Source organism: Pseudomonas sp. BIOMIG1BAC (assembly GCF_001705995.2).
Classification (GTDB): domain Bacteria; phylum Pseudomonadota; class Gammaproteobacteria; order Pseudomonadales; family Pseudomonadaceae; genus Aquipseudomonas; species Aquipseudomonas sessilinigenes.
In genome coordinates this window covers 4,878,034-4,899,107 of record NZ_CP049045.1, presented here as the reverse complement: position 1 = coordinate 4,899,107, position 21,074 = coordinate 4,878,034, and the positions used below count along the sequence as shown (strand labels likewise).

Annotated in this window: 16 protein-coding genes; 10 read left to right on the top strand and 6 right to left on the bottom strand. The window is 61.2% G+C overall.

Going from position 1 to position 21,074, the window contains the following annotated elements; all coding sequences use genetic code 11:
* The first annotated feature begins 44 nt into the window (after window positions 1-44).
* From topA to ATY02_RS22810, 6 genes are all read left to right on the top strand, one after another.
* Entirely contained in the window at window positions 45-2,654 is a 2,610-nt protein-coding gene (gene topA, locus ATY02_RS22835; RefSeq protein ID WP_068587864.1) for a type I DNA topoisomerase, read from the top strand.
* Window positions 2,655-2,815: 161 nt separating this feature from the next.
* Window positions 2,816-3,337 carry a DUF6586 family protein gene (locus ATY02_RS22830; RefSeq protein WP_068587862.1) on the top strand — a complete coding sequence of 174 codons (522 nt, stop codon included), beginning with the start codon at window positions 2,816-2,818 and terminating at the stop codon, window positions 3,335-3,337.
* A gap of 50 nt (window positions 3,338-3,387) precedes the next feature.
* The gene (locus tag ATY02_RS22825; RefSeq protein WP_068587860.1) at window positions 3,388-4,407 is read left to right on the top strand and encodes a hypothetical protein; all 1,020 of its coding nucleotides are present in this window, start codon (window positions 3,388-3,390) and stop codon (window positions 4,405-4,407) included.
* Window positions 4,407-5,423: a hypothetical protein gene (locus ATY02_RS22820; RefSeq protein WP_068587858.1), complete on the top strand. Its 1,017-nt coding sequence runs from the start codon at window positions 4,407-4,409 to the stop codon at window positions 5,421-5,423. Before ATY02_RS22825 ends, ATY02_RS22820 begins: the two co-directional genes overlap by 1 nt.
* Window positions 5,424-5,426: 3 nt before the next feature.
* Complete coding sequence (locus tag ATY02_RS22815; protein ID WP_068587857.1) at window positions 5,427-5,984, top strand: LemA family protein; 558 nt, start codon at window positions 5,427-5,429, stop codon at window positions 5,982-5,984.
* Window positions 5,985-6,130: 146 nt separating this feature from the next.
* Window positions 6,131-6,364: a hypothetical protein gene (locus tag ATY02_RS22810; protein ID WP_011060267.1), complete on the top strand. Its 234-nt coding sequence runs from the start codon at window positions 6,131-6,133 to the stop codon at window positions 6,362-6,364.
* Window positions 6,365-6,468: 104 nt separating this feature from the next.
* On the opposite strand, the gene sulA is transcribed toward ATY02_RS22810, so the two are convergent.
* Together sulA and lexA are read right to left on the bottom strand one after the other, a co-directional pair.
* Entirely contained in the window at window positions 6,469-6,942 is a 474-nt protein-coding gene (gene sulA / locus ATY02_RS22805; protein WP_068587855.1) for an SOS-induced cell division inhibitor SulA, read from the bottom strand.
* 10 nt (window positions 6,943-6,952) lie between these two features.
* The gene (gene lexA, locus ATY02_RS22800; RefSeq protein ID WP_068587853.1) at window positions 6,953-7,558 is read right to left on the bottom strand and encodes a transcriptional repressor LexA; all 606 of its coding nucleotides are present in this window, start codon (window positions 7,556-7,558) and stop codon (window positions 6,953-6,955) included.
* Window positions 7,559-7,809: 251 nt separating this feature from the next.
* Between lexA and ATY02_RS22795 the strand changes: the two genes are divergently transcribed.
* Both ATY02_RS22795 and nagZ read left to right on the top strand, forming a co-directional pair.
* The gene (locus tag ATY02_RS22795) at window positions 7,810-8,517 is read left to right on the top strand and encodes a TetR/AcrR family transcriptional regulator (RefSeq protein WP_068587851.1); all 708 of its coding nucleotides are present in this window, start codon (window positions 7,810-7,812) and stop codon (window positions 8,515-8,517) included.
* 198 nt (window positions 8,518-8,715) lie between these two features.
* The gene (gene nagZ / locus ATY02_RS22790) at window positions 8,716-9,714 is read left to right on the top strand and encodes a beta-N-acetylhexosaminidase (RefSeq protein WP_176719826.1); all 999 of its coding nucleotides are present in this window, start codon (window positions 8,716-8,718) and stop codon (window positions 9,712-9,714) included.
* Window positions 9,715-9,741: 27 nt separating this feature from the next.
* Here the strand turns inward: nagZ and ATY02_RS22785 are convergent, their stop codons facing one another.
* From ATY02_RS22785 to mfd, 3 genes are read right to left on the bottom strand one after another with little or no spacing between them, the layout of a single operon-like run.
* A complete protein-coding gene (locus tag ATY02_RS22785; RefSeq protein WP_068587848.1) occupies window positions 9,742-12,432 on the bottom strand; it encodes a DEAD/DEAH box helicase in 2,691 nt (896 codons plus the stop codon).
* An 11-nt stretch (window positions 12,433-12,443) separates the two neighbouring features.
* Complete coding sequence (locus ATY02_RS22780; RefSeq protein WP_068587846.1) at window positions 12,444-13,010, bottom strand: CsiV family protein; 567 nt, start codon at window positions 13,008-13,010, stop codon at window positions 12,444-12,446.
* A 10-nt stretch (window positions 13,011-13,020) separates the two neighbouring features.
* Entirely contained in the window at window positions 13,021-16,470 is a 3,450-nt protein-coding gene (gene mfd, locus ATY02_RS22775) for a transcription-repair coupling factor (protein ID WP_068587844.1), read from the bottom strand.
* A gap of 353 nt (window positions 16,471-16,823) precedes the next feature.
* Here mfd and ATY02_RS22770 point away from each other — a divergent pair, with 353 nt between their 5' ends.
* The gene (locus tag ATY02_RS22770) at window positions 16,824-18,287 is read left to right on the top strand and encodes a glyceraldehyde-3-phosphate dehydrogenase (RefSeq protein ID WP_068587842.1); all 1,464 of its coding nucleotides are present in this window, start codon (window positions 16,824-16,826) and stop codon (window positions 18,285-18,287) included.
* Window positions 18,288-18,357: 70 nt separating this feature from the next.
* Here the strand turns inward: ATY02_RS22770 and ATY02_RS22765 are convergent, their stop codons facing one another.
* Window positions 18,358-19,659 (bottom strand): MFS transporter, encoded by a 1,302-nt coding sequence (locus ATY02_RS22765; RefSeq protein WP_068587840.1) that lies wholly within the window; start codon window positions 19,657-19,659, stop codon window positions 18,358-18,360.
* 320 nt (window positions 19,660-19,979) lie between these two features.
* Between ATY02_RS22765 and ATY02_RS22760 the strand changes: the two genes are divergently transcribed.
* Window positions 19,980-20,960 (top strand): FAD:protein FMN transferase, encoded by a 981-nt coding sequence (locus ATY02_RS22760; protein WP_068587898.1) that lies wholly within the window; start codon window positions 19,980-19,982, stop codon window positions 20,958-20,960.
* Window positions 20,961-21,074: the final 114 nt, after the last annotated feature.

The following is a 21,074-nucleotide window of genomic DNA, read 5'->3' as shown; positions in this document are numbered from 1 at the left end:
GCGCCATCCGCCTCAACTTCTCGAATTCAGGAATTTTCCGATCCATGGGCAAATCGCTGGTCATTGTGGAATCCCCGGCTAAGGCCAAGACCATCAACAAGTACTTGGGTAACCAATACGTGGTGAAGTCGAGTATCGGCCATATCCGAGACCTGCCCACCAGCGGTTCGGCAAGTGCCGCCAAGGAGCCGGCCGCCAAGCGTGGCAAGGCCGCGGGCGAAGCCCCGGCACTGTCGCCGAAGGAAAAGGCGCGCAAGCAGCTGGTGGCGCGCATGGGCGTCGACCCCGAGCACGGCTGGAAAGCCAAGTACGAAATCCTTCCCGGCAAGGAAAAGGTCATCGAAGAGCTGCGCCGCCTTGCCAAGGATGCCGACACCATCTATCTCGCAACGGACTTGGACCGCGAAGGGGAGGCCATTGCTTGGCACCTGCGCGAAGCCATCGGCGGTGACGACGAGCGCTACAAGCGCGTGGTGTTCAACGAAATCACCAAGAAGGCGATCCAGGACGCCTTCTCCCAGCCCGGCGAGCTGGATATCCATCGGGTCAATGCCCAGCAGGCCCGGCGTTTCCTCGACCGTGTAGTGGGCTACATGGTGTCGCCGCTGCTGTGGGCCAAGATCGCCCGTGGCCTGTCCGCCGGCCGCGTGCAATCGGTGGCGGTCAAGTTGGTAGTGGAGCGTGAGCGCGAAATCCGCGCTTTCATCCCCGAAGAATACTGGGAGGTGCATGCCGACCTCGGTACCGCGAAGAACGCCAAGGTGCGTTTCGAAGTGGCGCGCGAGAACGGCGAGGCCTTCAAGCCGCTCAACGAAGCCCAGGCCATGGCGGCCCTGGAGAAGCTCAAGGCGTCGTCCTACAGCGTCGCCAAGCGCGAAGACAAGCCCACCAGCAGCAAGCCTTCGGCCCCGTTCATTACTTCCACCCTGCAGCAGGCTGCGAGCAACCGCCTGGGCTTCGGGGTGAAGAAGACCATGATGATGGCCCAGCGCTTGTATGAAGCGGGCTACATCACCTACATGCGTACCGACTCCACCAACCTCTCGGCCGACGCCGTGGCGATGGCTCGTAGCTATATCGAGAGCGAGTTCGGTGACAAGTACCTGCCAGCCTCGCCCAATGTCTACAGCAGCAAGGAAGGGGCCCAGGAGGCGCACGAAGCGATTCGTCCGTCCGATGTGCACACCCATCCGAGCAAGCTGTCGGGCATGGAACGTGATGCCGAGCGCCTGTATGAGCTGATCTGGCGCCAGTTCGTGGCCTGCCAGATGCCGCCAGCGCAATACCTGTCCACCACTGTCAGCGTTGCCGCTGGTGAGTTCGAGCTGCGCGCCAAGGGTCGTATCCTCAAGTTCGACGGTTACACCCGGGTCATGCCCCAGGTGAGCAAGCCGGGCGACGACGATGTGTTGCCCGACATGGCCCAGGGCGAAGTCCTGAAACTGATCAAGCTGGACCCGAGCCAGCACTTCACCAAGCCGCCGGCGCGCTACTCCGAAGCCAGCCTGGTGAAGGAGATGGAGAAGCGTGGCATCGGCCGTCCTTCGACCTATGCGGCGATCATCTCCACCATCCAGGATCGCGGTTATGTGACCCTGCACAACCGTCGCTTCTACTCGGAAAAGATGGGCGACATCGTTACCGAACGCCTCTCCGAAAGCTTCTCCAACCTCATGGACTACGGCTTCACTGCCGGCATGGAAGAGAATCTCGACGACGTGGCCCAGGGCGAGCGTGACTGGAAGAACGTGCTCGACGAGTTCTACGGCGACTTCAAGAACAAGCTCGAGGTCGCGGAGGGCGCTGAAAGCGGTATGCGCGCCAACCAGCCGGTCATGACCGATATCCCATGCCTGACCTGCGGCCGGCCGATGCAGATCCGTACGGCTTCCACAGGCGTGTTCCTGGGCTGCTCGGGTTATAGCCTGCCGCCCAAGGAGCGCTGCAAGGCCACGGTCAACCTGGTTCCGGGCGACGAGATCGCGGCGGACGACGAGGGTGAGTCCGAGTCCCTGGTACTGCGCGGCAAGCATCGTTGCCCGATCTGCAGCACGGCGATGGACGCTTACCTGCTGGATGAAAAGCGCAAGCTGCATATCTGTGGCAACAACCCGGATTGCGCCGGCTATGAGATCGAAGAGGGCAGCTACCGGATCAAGGGCTACGAAGGCCCGAGCCTGGAGTGCGACAAGTGCGGTAGCGAAATGCAGCTCAAGACCGGTCGTTTCGGCAAGTTCTTCGGTTGCACCAATGCGACCTGCAAGAACACCCGCAAGCTGCTCAAGAGCGGCGATGCGGCGCCGCCGAAGATGGATCCGGTGAAGATGCCCGAGCTCAAGTGCGAGAAGGTCAACGACACCTATATCCTGCGTGACGGTGCATCGGGGTTGTTCCTGGCTGCCAGCCAGTTCCCGAAAAACCGTGAGACCCGTGCACCGCTGGTGCTCGAGCTGATCCCGCACAAGGACGAGATCGATCCGAAGTATCACTTCCTGTGCGAGGCGCCGCAGAAGGATCCTGATGGCCGTCCCGCAGTCGTGCGCTATAGCCGCAAGACCAAGGAGCAGTACGTGCAGACCGAAGTCGATGGCAAGCCTACTGGCTGGCGCGCTTTCTACGATGGCGGTAGCTGGAAGATCGAAGACAAGCGCTGAGGTCCATTGAGCGCTGGAGCCGGGTATCTGGCTCGGTGATTCACGAGGCCGCATGTTCCCACGGAGCATGCGGCCTTTCTTTTGGCTTGCGGCCGACAGGATTGATCCCTGAAACTGTGCCATTCGCACCCGGTTCTCTTCTCGCAGTGGAGGCTGCCTACATGGCCCACGAGCTCTATACCCGTACCAATCAGAAGATCTACTTCGCCGGCCTGGCCCTGGAGGCTCTGGCGCGGGCTGAAGAGGGGCGAGCGATGAATGCCCAGGCTCTGGTCCAGGCGGGGCGTGAGTCAGTACTGTTTCACCTGTACGGGGCGTTGCTGGGCTTGTGTCATGAGATCGCCGGGTTCTACCGGTTGCCCCAGGCGGGCGCTGCGCGGGTGGAGCAGATACTCAATCGTGATGTGCTGGAGAGCATCGCGATTCCTGAACTGGCGGAGCTGGTCGAGCTGGCGCAGAGCCCGCAAAGCTGGCTGGCGCAGCTGTTAACTGCCTATGCAGCGTTGCTCCAGCCGCCAAGGGTGCCCCACAAGCCCAAGGGCGATGTCACCCAGCCACTTATCGTGGCGGTCAACCTCGATGAGGAAGAACAACCGGAGCTGGGGCGCGAGGAGCTGGAAAGCTGGCGGCAGAATCTCAAGGCCCTGGCCATTCGCTTTCGGGACGGCTTGAACGAGTGCTGAACCTGAGTGCCAGCTGATTCGCCGTAAGACTATTTGATCAAGGAAGATTCATGCTGTTCTTCTTGCGTGACCAGGCGCTGGTTCGCCTGCTGAGCGACTCTCAGGTGCGGGTTGCGCGTGCCCGTTGCAATGCGGATCTGCTAGAGGTGCTCGACAGGCTCGATGTATTTCCCGGCGGGTTGGAGTTCGATCATGTGCAATCGATAGTCCTCCTGGTACTGGCCTTTGCCTCTTTCGCCACGGCGCTTTTGATGGATGGGATGGGCGGGTTTTTCTGGGTGGGCCTGGCCTTGGCTTTTTTCAGTTATTACACCCGTAAAGGGCTTTCCGGATCGTTAACGGACCTGGCAACGAGCATTGCCCGCAAGTGTGCTTTGTTCTGTAACGAGCTGAGCGAATTCGACAGCACTGCCGATTGGCGCTTGAAGAAGCTCAATAGCGAATTTGCCGAGTATCAGCGAGGTAATGAGCGACGTCACATCGTCGACTCGGTCCAGGGGGCCTATCAGGGGAGCCGCCATCGGCTGGCGTTCGAGTATCACCAGCTGCAGTACGTTACCTCCAGTCTCCAGCGTGGGGCGGGGGGCAGCTACAGAACAGTCTTCGAGACTTTCAATCGCTATAGCCTGGTAGTGGATTTTCCTTGGGTCACGGACATTGCGGTTCGATCCCGTCCATTGGAGGCCACCCTGGCGGGACAACCATTCAAGACTGACTGCAACGCTTTCAATGAGGTCTTTGTGCTTCGGGGCAATGACCAGGCCAGTTGCGAGCGATTCGTCACACCTGCGACCTTGGATCTCCTGCTGGGGCTCGCGCGCCACCTGGACCAGCCGAACCTTGAGTTTTCCAGTCAGGGGCGGCTCTGCCTGAGCTTCGATAATGCACAGGTCATGGCTCATGCCGATCTGGGAGCTTTGAGTGATCTCTCGGTCTTTCGTGAGCGGATCGAGGAGGGGGTTGAATTACCAGGACTATTCCCGGTGCTGGAGTGGGTGCACCAGTTGGCGCTGGCACATGATAGTCCGACAGAGGACTCCGAACTCGGTGAGCTGATCAAGGAAGGATGATGCAGTTTCTCAAGCACGATGCTGATTTGATCCGTTTGTTGGGCGATTGCGATGTGGCGGTGTTGCAGGCCCGGTCCAATGAAGACTTGTTGATAGTCATCGACAGGCTCAAGGCCTTCAAGGGAGGGCTGCAGTTCGATCACGCCCAATCCTGGGTGTTGCTACTGCTGGCCATTGTCTCGGCGATCTCTGCCCTGGCAGGCCTGGTGTTGATGTGGTTCGCCACTGCGTGCCTGGGGTTTGCCAGCCTGTACATTTGGATGAGCCGCTCGGCGGCCTTGGATGAGTTGCCGAAGAACATAGCCCGCAAATGTTCGTTTCTCAGCAATGGCCTCAGGGATCCGGGCGGTACTGCAGATGAGCGCCTGAGTTGGTTGAATGAGGAGTTCGATGATTATGACCGTGGTAACGACAGTCGTCGCATCGAGGCTTCGGCCAGGGGCGTGTATCAGGGGAGACGGCATCAGTTGTCCTTTGTCTTCCACCATTTGCATTATGTGAACGCCCATAACAAGACCAAATCCGATGGTGAGAGCGAAAAGGTGTACGAGCACTTCGACCGCTTCAGCCTGGTGGTGGATTTTCCTTGGGTTACCGGTGTAACGGTGCGCAGTGATCTGCCGAGCAAAAAAAGCACTAGGCCCAAGGTCTTCGAGACCACGTCCGATGAATTCAACAGGGTCTTCAGTTTTGCCGGTGACAGCGAGTTGGATTGCGCAAAGTTCGCGACACCTACAATCCTGGCTTTTTTGCTGGGTCTTCATCGGCGGCTGAAAAAAGTGAACCTGGAGTTTTCCAGCCAGGGGCATCTATGCCTGAGCTTCGATGATGCAGAAGTCATGGCCTACAAGGATCCAGGCACGCTTGAGGATCTAGCGAGCTTCTACGCGAACATCGAATGCGGGTTGGAGTTGCCGAATCTGTTTCCGGTACTGGCCCTGGTGCATGAGTTGGCGGAGTTGCACGACAATAATTTCGACCTTCCATTGAAGGTCGCTGATGAAATGGAGCAGTAGGGAATGGAGTTGTTGCTGGTTGCGGTGATTGCCGTGGGTGTTGTTGCTTATGTTCACTACAACAGGATTGTCAGCGCGTACAACCGTGTCCAGCGTGCCTGGTCGGATGTTTTGACCTACCAGCGCCAGAGAATCAAGGTGCTGGATTTGCTCGAACCCCAGGTAGCCGGCTTTCAGGCTTATGAAAGCCAATTGTTGGAAAAGATCGTTGGGCTGCGTAGTGCTATTGGCAGTTTGCCGTCTGCAGCCGATGGCGGTGCGCTCAAATCGGTAGATCAGGGCGCCAAGGCTCTGCGGGGCGAGTTGAACCTCGCGCTTGAAGCCTACCCTGAGCTCAGGTCCGTGGAGCTGTTGAGCAACCTGATGCGCGAGGTTGCCGAGCAGGAAGGTAATGTCGGTGGAGCCATTACCTTGTTCAACCTGAATGTGGAACGCTTCAATAACACTATTCAGTTGTTCCCTGGTTCTCTGATCAACAGGTTGGCCCTGAGCAAGCCACTGATCGTACCGTTCTCCGACAGTGAGGCCTCGGCTGGCATTGAATACAAGCCGAATTTCTGAAGATGCCGAGGTGCTTGCGCATGCTTATTGGGCAGCATTGGGCGTTTCAAATAGGCAGGGTCGGTCTGCTGAGGGTTGGCGATTCCTGAGCGGGGAGAGGATGATGGCTGGTATAATCCCCCGCCTTTCGTGGAGAACAGATCTATATGCCAACGTCCTTTCTAGAAATTGTCGAGTTGCCAGACGGCCGTATTGAGCTGCGTAGGGCTGAGGACGAGGGTTCTCTGGTTACTTTGGATTTCTCCGAGGATGCCAAGGCCTTTCTGCAGGGCCAGCATGTCGAAGTGGCCAAGGCCATGTTGAGTGTCGGTGTACAGATGGCTGGCCGCCTGGTCGAGGGTGAAATCGACAAGGAAGATGGTCCACGGGTTCTTCACTAAGCCGTCTATCGGTTTTCTTTAGGTCATTCGTCGCATTGTTCCGGCTTCTCAATCCTGGAGAAGCCCCGAGTTATTCAAGCGTATTTCCTGCGACCTCCCGCTGTTCATCCCAAGCGAATATTCAGGCTTTGCGCCTCGCCAGTGCGTGCAGCGCTGACCAGTTGTTGCCGGGCGCTGGAGCTCAATGGATTCAGCCAACTGACTACCGTATGGCTGCGACCTAGGCGCAGGGCCTCACAGGCTAGCTGTTGAGGGCTCTGGTTACCCCGCGGATGGAGCAGCAAGATGCGTTCGCGATTCAGGCCGGCATCACGTAGCCAGGCCTGGGTTAGGCTGGAGGGCGGGGCAATCAGGGTCAGCCAGCGGGCGTCCTGATCCTGGCTTAGTTCCCTGAGGATGGGGGCCAGAAGGTTCAGGCAGCTCCCGGCAGTACCGCGTAGCGACAGCTCGCTGAAGGCTTCCTGAGTATTGTTCTTGGGCGGCTCGACCACGTCCTTGAGGGCGGGCGTCAAGGGGTGTGCCATGAACGCCTCGAACAAGGGTAGCTGTGCCTGTTGTGGTGCGTGGGGGAACTGCATGGAGCCTCCTTCAGCGGCGAATGACGCCGACACTCAAGCCTTCAATCACCAGGTCCTGGTCCTTCAGGTTGACTTCGATAGGGGCGAACTCGGGGTTTTCTGCAATCAGCCAGACCTTGCTGCCTTCACGCTTGAAGCGCTTGACCGTGACTTCATCGCCGATGCGCGCTACGACCACCTGGCCGTTGCGGGCTTCACGGGTGGTGTGTACCGCCAGCAAGTCGCCATCGAAAATGCCGATATCCTTCATGCTCATGCCGTGGACCCGTAGCAGGTAGTCGGCGCGCGGATGGAAGAAGGTCGGGTTGATGTTGCAGGATTCCTCGATGTGCTGCTGGGCGAGGATGGGAGCACCGGCAGCGACGCGCCCGATGATCGGCAGGGTGTCGTCGTTCTTGGCTTCGAAGCCTGGAATGCGGATGCCTCGGGAGGCGCCGGGGGTCATCTCGATGGCGCCCTTGCGGGCCAGCGCCTTGAGGTGTTCTTCCGCCGCATTGGGGGACTTGAATCCCAACTCCTGGGCGATTTCGGCACGAGTTGGCGGATAGCCATTGTCTTCAAGGCAACGTTTGATAAAAGCCAGAATCTCAGCTTGGCGTGGCGTCAGTTTTAGCATGTCGATCGCTCTGTCTTTTTATACAGTTGCTGGGATTATATACAGTGAATGTCGCTTGGCAATCCTCCATTTGTCATGCTCGCTCCTGAAGCTTGTCGTTCAGGTGTCGGAATCTGCTGCCAGGGTCGCCAACTGGCAGTGGCAGGTATGATTAAATAGCGCGCCGGCTGGTCGTTGAAAGGGCTCGCAGACTTGACATTACGGAGCCTGAAACGTATGTTTCAAACAAGTGTTTGTCAGGCGGAGTAGCCATGGCCCAGTCGGAAACCGTTGAACGCATTCTCGATGCTGCCGAGCAGTTGTTCGCGGAAAAAGGTTTTGCCGAAACCTCATTGCGGCTGATCACCAGCAAGGCCGGGGTCAACCTGGCTGCTGTCAACTATCATTTCGGCTCCAAAAAGGCCTTGATCCAAGCGGTGTTCTCGCGCTTTCTCGGGCCGTTCTGCATCAGCCTTGATCGCGAGTTGGAGCGTCGCCAGTCCAAGCCGGACAGCAAGCCCAGCCTGGAAGAACTGCTGGAAATCCTTGTTGAGCAGGCGTTGGTGGTTCAGCCGCGCAGCGGTAACGACCTATCGATCTTCATGCGCTTGCTGGGGCTGGCTTTCAGTCAGAGCCAGGGGCATCTGCGTCGCTACCTGGAAGACATGTACGGCAAGGTATTTCGCCGCTATATGCTTCTGGTCAACGATGCTGCGCCGCGTATTCCACCGATCGAGCTGTTCTGGCGCGTGCACTTCATGCTGGGTGCAGCCGCTTTCAGCATGTCCGGAATCAAGGCCTTGCGGGCTATCGCCGAGACTGACTTCGGGGTCAATACCTCCATCGAGCAGGTCATGCGCCTTATGGTGCCGTTCCTCGCTGCCGGCATGCGTGCCGAAACGGGGGTAACCGACGAAGCGATGGCCAGCGCCCAGCTCAAGCCGCGCAGCAAGTCGGTCCCGGCAGCTGCCAAGGCCTGATCCACGGGTGGGCGCGACAGCTTACATCCGCTAAGCTAGCCGCCCATGCCGATTCTCGTTTTCTACTCCCGCGCTTTTTTCCCGCCAATGCGGATCGCCTTGGCCGCCTGTGTCGTGGATACAGTCGGCTCGCGTTCCGTGGACGCCATTGCTGATGGCGCGCGCACTCGTGTTTAAGGACATTCTATGACCGCTGGCCTGCAAGGCTCCTTGATGGTGGACGTCGCCGGTACCTGGCTGACGGCCGAAGATCGCCACCTCCTGCGTCAGCCAGAAGTGGGCGGGCTGATCATCTTTGCCCGTAATATCGAGCACCCGCGCCAAGTGCGTGAGCTCTGCGCCTCGATTCGCGCAATCCGCCCGGACCTACTGTTGGCGGTAGACCAGGAAGGTGGCCGGGTGCAGCGCTTGCGCCAGGGCTTCGTGCGCCTGCCGGCGATGCGTGCCCTGGCCGACAACCCGAATGCCGAGTACCTGGCTGAGCAATGCGGTTGGGTCATGGCCACTGAAGTCCTGGCCGTTGGCCTGGATCTGAGTTTCGCGCCGGTGCTGGATCTCGATCACCAGCGTAGCGCTGTGGTGGGCACCCGGGCCTTTGAAGGCGATCCGGAACGCGCCGCGTTGCTGGCCGGAGCCTTCATCCGGGGCATGAACAGCGCCGGCATGGCCGCCACCGGCAAGCATTTCCCCGGCCATGGCTGGGCCGAGGCGGATTCCCATGTGGCGATCCCCAATGACGAGCGCAGCCTGGAGGAGATCCGTGCCAAGGACTTGCTGCCATTCGCCCGCCTGAGCAAGCAGCTGGCGGCGGTGATGCCGGCCCATGTGATCTACCCGCAGGTCGACGGCCAGCCAGCCGGCTTCTCCCGGCGCTGGCTGCAGGACATCCTGCGCGGCGAGTTGCAGTTCGATGGCGTGATCTTCAGTGATGACCTGTCCATGGCAGGGGCTCATGTGGTGGGTGACGCTGCGAGCCGGATCGAGGCTGCCCTGAGCGCCGGGTGCGACATGGGGTTGGTCTGCAATGACCGTGCTGCCGCCGAGCTGGCCCTGGGCGCCGCGCAGCGCCTCAAGGTCACTCCTTCGCCACGGATTGCACGGATGCGCGGCCAAGCCTTCGCCAATGTCGAATACAAGCAGGATCCGCGCTGGCTGACGGCGCTGGGCGCCCTCAGGGCCGCTCAGCTTATCGACTGACCCGACCGATCCCTTCGACAGGCCGCTTCAGCGGCCTGTCTTGTCATCGGGGAGCGGTGCGAACAGGGCCTCGATATCTTCGCTTTGCAGTTTCCAGTCGCCAGCCTGGCGTCCATCCAGCACGCCTGCTGCCAGGTCCGACTTCTCCTGTTGCAGGTGCTGGATCTTCTCCTCTACGGTGCCACGGGCAATCATCTTGTAGACGAATACCGGCTTTTCCTGGCCGATGCGATAGGCGCGATCGGTGGCCTGGGTCTCGGTGGCCGGGTTCCACCACGGGTCGTAGTGGATCACCGTATCGGCTTGCGTCAGGTTGAGGCCGACCCCACCGGCTTTCAGACTGATAAGGAAGATTTGCAAGCGACCGCTCTGGAAGTCCCGCACCGGTGTGCGCCGGTCCCGGGTCTGGCCGGTGAGCAGCCCGTAGGCGATGTTTCGTCGCTTCAGCTCGACTTCGATCAGGCCCAGCATCGAAGTGAATTGCGAGAACAGCAGGATTCGCCGGCCTTCATCGAACAACTCCTCGAGCATCTCCATCAGGCTGTCGAGTTTGCCGGACGAGCTGCCGCGCGCCGGTGGCGAGTCGTTGACCAGGCGCAGGTCGCAGCACACCTGGCGCAGCTTGAGCAGGGCCTCGAGGATGATGATCTGGCTGCGGGCCACGCCTTTGCGGGTGATTTCGTCGCGGACCTTCTTGTCCATGGCCAGGCGCATGGTCTCGTAGACGTCACGCTGCGCATCGTTGAGTTCGACCCAGTGGATGATCTCGGTCTTGGGTGGCAGCTCCGTCGCCACTTGTTCCTTGGTGCGGCGCAAGAGGAAAGGCTTGATCCGGCCATTGAGGTGTTGCAGGCGTACTTCGCTGGCCTGTTTCTCGATCGGCGCGCGGTAGTCGCGATTGAAGCTCTTGGCATCGCCCAGCCAGCCCGGCAGGAGAAAGTGGAACAGCGACCAGAGCTCTCCCAGATGGTTTTCCAGAGGCGTACCGGACAGGCACAGGCGTTGCCGGGCATCGAGCAGGCGTGCGGCCTGGGCCGCCTTGCTCGAGGGGTTCTTGATGTATTGCGCCTCATCCAGGATCAGCACGTGCAATGGTTGCGCGGCCAATAGCTCGGCGTCCTTGGGCAGCAGGGCATAGGTGGTCAATAGCAAGTCGTAATCGGCCAACTGGCTGAAATGCTTCTTGCGCCCGGCGCCATACAGGGCCAGGACTTTAAGCTGCGGCGTGAAGTGTGCGGCCTCGTCCAGCCAGTTGGGAATCAGGCTGGTAGGCATCACTACCATGCACGGGCGGTCCAGGCGTCCGGCGTTTTTTTCGCTGAGGATGTGAGCCAGGGTCTGCAGGGTCTTGCCCAGGCCCATGTCGTCGGCCAGGATGCCGCCCACTTCCAGTTGGCGCAGCGACTGCATCCAGCTCAGGCCTTCGAGTTGATAGGGCCGCAGGGTCGCGTTGAGCCCCTCGGGGACTGGCGCTGAATAGTCGCGGATGTCCCGCAAGCGCTGGGCGAAACTGCGAATGTGCTCGCCACCCTCCCAAAGCAGCGGCAGATCCTCGAGCGGGTTGAGGCGGATGGCGTCGGCGTTGCTCAGGCGCAGGGCCAGATCGCTGTTTTCCTGCAAGTAGAACTCGCCCAGGGTCGCCAGCACGGGTTTCAGGCGGCCATAGGGCAGCGCCACTTGCAGTGGGCCGTGCTGGGAGTTGGGGCGATTGGGAATGTTCACCAGGATCAGTTCGTCATCGCGGCGCTTGGCCAGGCGTTCCGGGTTGAGGATCTCGGTATGCGAGCGCATCAGGTTGAGCAGGATCGGCAGCAGGCTCAGGCGTTCGCCGTTGACGATGATCCCCAGCTCAAGGTCGAACCAATCCCGCCCCGGGGCTTCATCGACACTGGCATACCAGTCGTCCACCGCTGTCAGGTCGAAGCCGAAGCCATCGTCGATTTGCAGTTCCCAACCCTGGCTGCGCAGCTTGGGCAGTTCATTGAGGGTGAAGGTTAGCCAGGCGCTGTCATTGACCATCTCGTACAGCTCGCCAGCGCTCTCCGGCAAGGCCTTGCTCTGGCGGGTGGCGATCTTGAAGCCCAGGCCCCGCAACTGTTCGCGAAAGGCCTGTTCCTGTTCGGGTTGGCGCTTGATCCGCAGGCTCTGGTGTTCCTGGCGGATGATCAGGTCGGCGTGTTTCTGGTCGCTGACGTATTCGTCCTGGTAGTTGAAGGACAGTGCCGCGCGGTGCTGGATGTATCGCTGCATCTTGCCGTTGCGCGGCTCGAAGGCGCTGAACTCGACGCTCGCCAGCCACAGGCGTGGTACTGGCTGGACATCCTCCAGTAGTTGTTGGGGCGGCGCGGGTGGGCGCCGGTTGTCGAGGACGGCGGAAAGCTTTTCCAGCAGTTCGGCATCTTTGGCCGCCGCCGGATAGGCCAGGGCTTCCTCCACTTGCAGCAAGACGGCGGCGATGTGCTTGCAGTTGCTGTGCACCGGGCACGTGCAGTGGCCATCGATCAGTAGCAGGTTGCCCTTGCTCGACTCGCGCAGGGTGATGGTCTGGCGATAGACATTGCCATTGGAGCCTTCGCAACTGGACGTGATAGCGCTGTCTCCGGCGCTGACGATGCGCACGCGCTTTTCCATGGCGTAGCGCCGGCCGCGCTCCAAGGCTTGTTCCTTGAAGCGATTGAGCCAGGATGGGGCCAGGGGTTTGGTCAGGGGCAGGGTCATAAGGACTTCTATCAGTCCGGAATTTCAGCAGGAGCGGGGCGCGGTGCGGGCGCGGTCAGCGAAGTGATCTTGATCAGCAGTGCCAGGTGGCCGTTATCCAGGTAGTTGAGCTGGCCGTTCTTGGTATGGCTCTGCTGCTTGAGGCGTTCGCTGCGGGTGACCAGGCCATTGCTGTCGATCTGGTTGATCCAGAAGTCGGCATCCACATCGGTAAAGCGCCCAAGCGTCAGGCTCAGGGTACCTTCGATGGGGAACTGGCCGAACTGCTCGGGGCCGTCGCTGAGGGCGACTTTGACCGGGCTTTCTCCCAGGGTCTGTTGCCAGGCCCGATGCAGCAGCACGCTGTAGTCGCTGCTGGCGCCGAGTTTTTCGACTATCGCGTTCAGCGCGGGAGTCCGCAGGCTGCTCGGCTCCAGGCGCGTGGCGCCGGCGGCCCAGTCCTCGGGGGCGGCGCGGCTGATGATCTGGGGTTCGGCGTTCTGGCGCACGAGGATCATTTCCACCTGGTACAGGTCGTTGGCGAATGCCGTTGGCATGACCAAGGCCAGGAGCAGGGGCAAGGAGCGGAACAGGCGCATGGGGCGTCCTTCAAGCAGTTTTCGGGGTGAGGCTCTCAAGCAGGGCCTCCAATGTATTAAAGCGCTCTTCCGGGCGTTCCATCGGCACCATGAACTTGAACAGCGTGGCGCCTTCGAATTTGTAGCGCTTGGGCTGGCCCTGGATCAGCTTGATCAAGGCCAGCGGGTCCACCGGGGTGTCCGCGGCGAACTCGATACGCCCACCCTGGGGGCCGCCATCGATCTTCTTGATCCCCAGTTGCTCGGCCTGGAGCTTGAGCTGGGTCAGGCGGATCAGGTTCTTGGTCGGCTCCGGCAACAGGCCGAAGCGGTCGATCATTTCCACTTGCAGGTCCTTCAGGCCATCTTCGTCGGTGGCCGAGGCGATGCGCTTGTAGAGGATCAGGCGAGCGTGGACATCCGGCAGGTAGTCCTCGGGAATCAGTGCCGGCAGGCGCAGGTTGATTTCCGGGCCGCCGCCCAGGGGTTGGTCGAGGTTGGGTTGTTCGCCCTTGCGAATGGCCTTCACCGCCCGCTCCAGCATCTCCATGTACAGGGTGAAGCCCACCGCCTGGATCTGGCCGCTCTGGCCATCCCCCAGCAGCTCGCCGGCACCGCGGATCTCCAGGTCGTTGGTGGCCAGGACGAAACCGGCTCCCAGGTCCTGGGTGTTGGCGATCGCCTCCAGGCGCTTTTCCGCATCCGTGGTGATCTGCTGGCGCGGTGGCGTGAGCAGGTAGGCATAGGCCTGGTGGTGGCTGCGGCCGACCCGGCCGCGCAATTGGTGCAGCTGGGCCAGGCCGAACTTGTCGGCCCGTTCGATGATGATGGTATTGGCGCTGGGCACGTCGATCCCGGTCTCGATGATGGTCGAGGCGATGAGGACGTTGAAGCGCTTGTGATAGAAGTCACTCATCACCTGTTCGAGTTCGCGTTCGCGCATCTGCCCGTGGCCGATGCCGATTCGCGCTTCCGGCACCAGTTCGGCAAGGTCGGCGGCACACTTCTCGATGGTCTTCACGTCGTTGTGCAGGTAATACACCTGGCCACCACGCAGCAGCTCGCGCAGCAGGGCCTCCTTGACCGTGCTCTTGTTCTGTTCCATGACGAAGGTGCGTACCGACAGCCGTCGGGCCGGCGGCGTGGCGATGATCGACAGGTCGCGCATGCCCGATACCGCCATGTTCAGGGTCCGCGGTATCGGCGTGGCGGTGAGCGTGAGGATGTCCACTTCGCTGCGCAGGGCCTTGAGCTGCTCTTTCTGGCGTACGCCGAAGCGGTGTTCTTCGTCGATGATCACCAGCCCCAGGTTCTTGATCTTCACATCGTCCTGCAACAGCTTGTGGGTGCCGATGACGATGTCGATCTTGCCTTCGGCCAGGTCCTGTACCGCCGTGCTGACTTCCTTGGCCGACTTGAAGCGGCTCATGACCTCGACGGTCACCGGCCAGTCGGCGAAGCGATCGCGAAAGCTGTTGTAGTGCTGCTGGGCGAGCAGGGTGGTGGGGACCAGGATCGCCACCTGCTTGCCGCCGTGCACCGCGATGAAGGCCGCGCGCATGGCCACTTCGGTCTTGCCGAAGCCCACGTCGCCGCAGACCAGGCGGTCCATCGGCTTGGGCGAGAGCATGTCCTCGCGCACCGCTTCGATGGTGCTCTGCTGGTCCGGGGTCTCCTCGAAGGGGAAGCCGGCACTGAAGGTCGCATAGTCGGCCTTGGGGTCGGCGAAGGCATAACCTTCCCGGGCCGCCCGGCGGGCATAGATATCCAGCAGCTCGGCGGCCACGTCGCGCACCTGTTCGGCGGCCTTGCGCTTGGCCTTTTGCCAAGCCTCGGAGCCCAGGCGGTGCAGGGGCGCGAGGGCATCGTCGCTGCCGGTATAGCGGGCGATCAGGTGCAGGTTGGCCACCGGCACGTAGAGCTTGGCGCCCTCGGCGTATTCGAGGGTGAGGAACTCGGCGGCCTGGTTGTCGATCTCCAGGGTCGCCAGGCCCAGGTAGCGGCCGACACCATGATCGATATGCACCACCGGTGCGCCCTCACGCAACTCGGTGAGGTTCTTGATCACGGCATCGTTGTTGGCGTCGGCACGTTTTTCCCGACGCCTGCGTTGCATCACGCGCTGGCCGAACAGTGGGCTTTCCGCGACCAGCGCCAGGGCTGGCTCGTCCAGGGCCAGGCCTTCATCCAGGGGCGCGATGGTGATGGCCAGGCGCTCCTTGCTGGCGACGAAATCCGGCCAGCTGTCGACCGTCCTGGGGCGCAACTTGAGGCGCTCCAGCAGTTCCAGCAAGACTTCGCGGCGGCCGGCGGACTCGGCGGTGAACAGCACGCGGCCGGGGAATTCATCGAGGAAGGTGGCCAGCGCCGCCAACGGTTGGTTGGCCTTGGCTTCGATGGCCAGGTTGGGCAGTTTGCGTGCGGCAAAGCGTTCGCGCCCGACACCCGTCTCGATGTCCTGCTGGCTGGCGACCACCCGAGGCCAATTCTTCAGGCGGGCGAAGCAGTCCTCCACCGGGAGGAACAGTTCGGCCGGCGGCAGCAGTGGCCGCGAAGGGTCGATGCGCCGCTCTTCGTAGCGGTTGCGCACGTCGTTCCAGAAGTTCTCCGCGGCCTGTTCGATGCCGGGCAGGGAAAACACCTGGGTGTCCTGGGGCAGGTAGTCGAACAGGGTCGAGGTCTCTTCGAAAAACAGCGGCAGGTAGTACTCGATACCGGCCGGAGTGATTCCGCTGGTCAGGTCCTGGAAGATCGGGCAGCGGCGGAAGTCGACGTCGAAGCGTTCGCGAAAGCGGGCCTTGAAGCGGGTGACCGCCTCCTTCTGCAGGGGGAACTCCTTGGCCGGCAACAGGCGTATGGAGTCGACCTTGTCGATGGAACGCTGGTTTTCCGGGTCGAAGGTGCGCAAGGTTTCGATTTCGTCATCGAACAGATCGATGCGGTAGGGCAGCTTGCTGCCCATGGGGAACAGGTCGATCAGGGCGCCGCGAACGGTGAACTCGCCGTGTTCGTACACCGTATCCACATAGCGATAGCCGCTGGCCTCCAGGCGGGTGCGCATCTGTTCCACATCGAGCTTCTGGCCCACGTCCAGCACCAGGCTGCTGCCCAGCAGGAACTGGGTCGGCGCCAGGCGGTGCAGGGCGGTGGTGATCGGTACCACCAGTACGCCATGCTCCAGCTCGGGCAACCGATACAGGCTGGCGATGCGCTGGGAAATGATGTCCTGGTGGGGGGAGAACAGGTCGTAGGGCAGGGTTTCCCAATCGGGGAAATGCAGGACCGGCAAGTCCGGGGCAAAGAAGCTCAACTCCTGTTCCAGGCGGTCAGCGCTTTGGCTGTCGGCGGTCAGCAGGAGGGTGAAGCGCTTGGCGGCGCTGGCCGCTTCGGCGATGGCCAGGCTCAGGGCGGCACCGGGCAGGTTGCCCCAGTGCTGTTTGCCGGTGGCGGCTGGGAGTAGCGGTAGACGCAGGACAGGCACGGACGGTCAAGCTCCAGGCGTTGCGACAAAGTCGGTAATTGTAACGGCCCCGGGCAGCCACTGTCAGTGGCTGATGTGTCTAATACGCTGGTTGGGGGAAATGTAGTGGCAATCACAAAAAAACCGGCTTTTTAGTGGGAAATGTAGTGCCGATTTTGGCTAGTGTTACGGAGGGTTACGGACAGGTTGCCCGCTCTGACAAAAAAATGACACCGCTGGAGGCCGCGTGTTTACTGGGCTGCAGCGTAGCGTTGATTTTTTTGCAAGGACTATTGTTACGTTCTGCACGACAGGTGCGCATTGCTACGGGAGGGACTCGGCGGCATAATGTAGCCCCTTTTTTCTGCCCCTACATGTGGAAGGTTCCCGTGACTCAGAAGCCCGACCAGTGTCTTGGTGAATGGATCGACCGTGAAGCACTCGCAGAAGCGATGATTCCGCTTATCGGTCAGCTCTACCGCAACAACAATGTGGTGAGCTCGATCTATGGCCGCAGCCTGATCAACCAGTCTGTCATCGCGATTCTCAAAGCTCACCGCTTTGCTCGCCATCGTCAGTCCGACGAAAGCGAATTGTCCGTCCACGAAACGTTCCCGCTTCTGAAAGCCATGAGCGAGCTCAAGCTCGGTGCGGCTTCGGTCGATCTGGGCAAGTTGGCTGTCAAATTCAAAACCCAGGGCAATGGCCGCACCGCCGAACAGTTCGTTCGCGAAGAGCTGGCTGATGTCGTGGGCCAACAAAACGCCTCGGCGCGCAAAGGCACTGACGTAGTGCTGTACGGCTTCGGTCGTATCGGTCGCCTGCTGGCACGCATCCTGATCGAAAAAACCGGTGGTGGCGATGGCCTGCGCCTGCGCGCCATCGTGGTGCGCAAGGGCGCCGAGAACGACCTGACCAAGCGCGCCAGCCTGCTGCGTCGCGACTCGGTACATGGTTCGTTCAACGGCACCATCACCATCGATGAAGCAAACAACACCATCACCGCCAACGGCAACCTGATCCAGGTCATCTACGCCAAGAGCCCGAGCGAAGTCGACTACACCCAGTACGGCATCCACGATGCGCTGATCGTCGACAACACCGGTGTATGGCGCGATGCCGATGGCCTGGGCCAGCACCTGGCCTGCCCGGGTGCTGCCCGCGTGGTCCTGACCGCACCTGGCAAGGGCGCGCTGAAGAACATCGTGCACGGCATCAACCACGGTGAAATCACCCCTGACGACAAGATCGTTTCCGCTGCTTCTTGCACCACCAACGCCATCGTGCCGGTGCTCAAGGCCGTGAACGACCAGTACGGCATCGTCAATGGCCACGTCGAAACCGTTCACTCGTTCACCAACGACCAGAACCTGATCGACAACTTCCACAAGGGCAGCCGTCGTGGCCGCGCCGCGCCGCTGAACATGGTGATCACCGAGACCGGTGCAGCCACCGCTGCTGCCAAGGCACTGCCGGTGCTCAAGGGCAAGCTGACCGGCAACGCGATTCGCGTACCAACGCCGAACGTGTCGATGGCCATCCTCAACCTGAACCTGGAAAAGGCCACCACCCGCGACGAGATCAACGAGTACCTGCGCCAGACCGCCATGCACTCGGATCTGCACAAGCAGATCGACTTCGTCAATTCCCAGGAAGTGGTGTCCACCGACTTCGTTGGTTCCCGCCATGCTGGTGTGGTCGATGCCGAGGCTACTATCTGCAACGACAACCGCGTTGTCCTGTACGTCTGGTACGATAACGAATTCGGTTACAGCTGCCAGGTAGTGCGCGTGATGGAAGACATGGCTGGGGTCAACCCGCCAGCGTTCCCACGCTAAGTATCTGCCGATGTGAAAACGCCCCGACTTGTCGGGGCGTTTTTGTTTGGGGCGATTGCCCGCGAAAGGTTTACCGAGCGCCGCCAGTCACGGTCGTCTGCGCGGTCCGCAGGGCATGGCGGTTGCCGTGGAACAGCACCAGGGTGGCGATCAGCCCCAGCACGGCAGCGCCGCTGAGCCAGATGCCGGGGGCTGCCTTGTTGTCCAGTATGTGGATCAGGTAGGTGCAGGCTGCCGGGGTGAAGCCGCCGAAGGTGGCGGTGGCCAGGCTATAGGCCAGGGAGAAACCGGTGGTACGGACTTCGGCCGGCATGATTTCGGTCAGGGCCACCACCATGGCGCCGTTATAGGAGCCATAGAGGAAGGACAGCCACAACTCGACGATCAACAGGTGGCTGAAGCTGGGGTTGGCCACCAGCCAGGACAGCGCCGGATAGGCCGTGAGAATCGCCAGGATGGTGGCGCCCAGCAGCAATGGCTTGCGGCCGATCCTGTCGGACAGCGATCCCATGACCGGTAGCCAGAAGAAGTTGGACGCCCCGATGCATACCGTCACCAGCAGCGAGTCGAAATCGGACAGGTGCAATTCGGCCTTGCCGAAGGTCGGGGTGTAGGCGGTGATCAGGTAGAAGGACACGGTGGTCATCACCACCAGGGCCATGCCGGCGATGACGATGCCGAAGTTCTGGCCGATGGAGCGCACGATTTCCTGCAGGGTCGGACGATGCTTGCGCGCCTGGAACTCCGGGGTTTCCTCCAGGGAGCGACGGATCATGAAGATCGCCGGCACGATCATGCAGCCCACCAGGAACGGTACGCGCCAGCCCCAGTCGCCCATCTGATCGGGGCTCAACCAGTGGTTCAGGCCTACGCCCAGCAAGCCGGCGAATACCACGGCGGCCTGTTGGCTTGCCGATTGCCAGCTGACGAAGAAGCCCTTGCGTCCGGGGGTGGAGATCTCGGCCAGGTAGACCGAGACGCCGCCCAGTTCCACGCCAGCGGAGAAGCCCTGCAACAGGCGCCCGAGCAACACCAGCAGCGGGGCGGCCACGCCCAGGGTGGCGTAGCCTGGCACGCAAGCAATCAGCACGGTGCCGGCGGCCATCAGGACCAGGGTAATGATCAGGCCTTGGCGACGGCCATGGCGGTCGATGTAGGCACCGAGGAAAATCGCTCCCAGGGGGCGCATCAGGAAGCCAGCGCCGAAAGTCGCCAGGGACAGCATCAGCGAAGCGAAAGCACTGTCGGCAGGGAAGAAGGTCTTGGCGATCGCCGTGGCGTAGAAGCCGTAGACCATGAAGTCGAACATCTCTAGAAAGTTGCCGCTGACAACGCGAAAGATCGCCTTGCCTTTGCCCGTGGTCGTGGACATGTTTTTCACTCACTTTGGCTGTCTTGTTAGCATTCCCTGGTCATTACTCGTCCTCACTGCAAAGGCGGGGCACGGGGCTGCACGCTGAACAGTTTTGTAACAATATGTGTGTGGGAGGCATCAGGCAACTAAAACTCTTGGTCATCGCGCGATGGCTCTAGCTTGTGGCTTTGCCCTTGTCTTTGAGGGGAAGTGGATAGGTGAATGCCGTTCCGTCTGTCGCATAATGGCTTTTTGCTTGATGGGCAGGCCCTGCGGGTGGCCGTTCTGGAGGGATGACCTTGGCAGGTAGCAGGCAGTGGCAGGTGCTGTGGGGTGTGATGGCGCTATTGGCTGGATGTGGTGCCGGGGAGCGTTTGGAAAGCATTTCCGGGCCGACCATGGGCAGCACCTGGTCGGTGCAATATGTCCGGCCTTCAGGAGGGCCGCAGGCAGCTGCGGTCAAGTCTGAGGTCGAGGCGATCCTGGCTGAAGTGGATCGCCAGATGTCCACTTACCGCAGCGATTCGGATATCGAACGATTCAATCGGTTGCCGGCCCATGCTTGCCAACCCATGCCCGAGCCGGTGTTGCAGCTGGTGCGGGTTGGCGAGCAGTTGTCCCGTGACAGCGACGGGGCCTTCGACCTGACGGTGGAGCCGCTGCTCGATCTCTGGGGCTTTGGTCCCCAGGGGCGGGCAGAGAAGATCCCGGACGCCGGAGCCCTGGCCGAGGTGCGGCAGCGCGTGGGGCATGGGCTGCTGCGCATCGAGGGATCGCAGTTGTGCAAGGAGGCGGCAGTGGAGGTGGATTTCAACAGCATCGCTGCCGGGTATGCGGTGGATCGTATCGCGGCGCGTCTTGGGGCACTGGGTATCACCAGTTATCTGGCCGAGGCCACCGGCGAACTCAAGGCGGTTGGGCGCAAGCCGGATGGCACGCCCTGGCGTATTGCCCTGGAGGAACCCCGGGATGACCGGCAGGTGGCCGAGCGGGTGATCGCCGTGGACGGCTATGGCGTTTCCACCTCTGGCGACTACCGTAATTACTTCGAGCAGGACGGCCAGCGCTATTCCCATACTTTCGATGCCAGGGCCGGGCGGCCCATTGCTCACAAGCTCGCTTCGGTAACGGTGGTTCATCCTTCGGCGCTGATGGCCGATGGCTTGTCGACGCTGCTGCTCATCCTGGGCCCCGAGGCTGGCTGGGACTATGCCGAAAAACAGGCGATCGCCGCGTTTTTCGTGATGCGTGCCAATACAGGTTTCGTCACACGCAGCAACCCGGCCTTCGACCGGTTGTTCCCGGGGCGGCCCAAGTGAGCCAATGAGGGCGCGCACGCTGTAGTGCAGGCAAAAGTAGCCTACGACGCGACCAAGGGTTAATGTGCGCGGCGTTGTCGCTTCTATAGACTGTGCCCGGGTTCGTAACCGAGC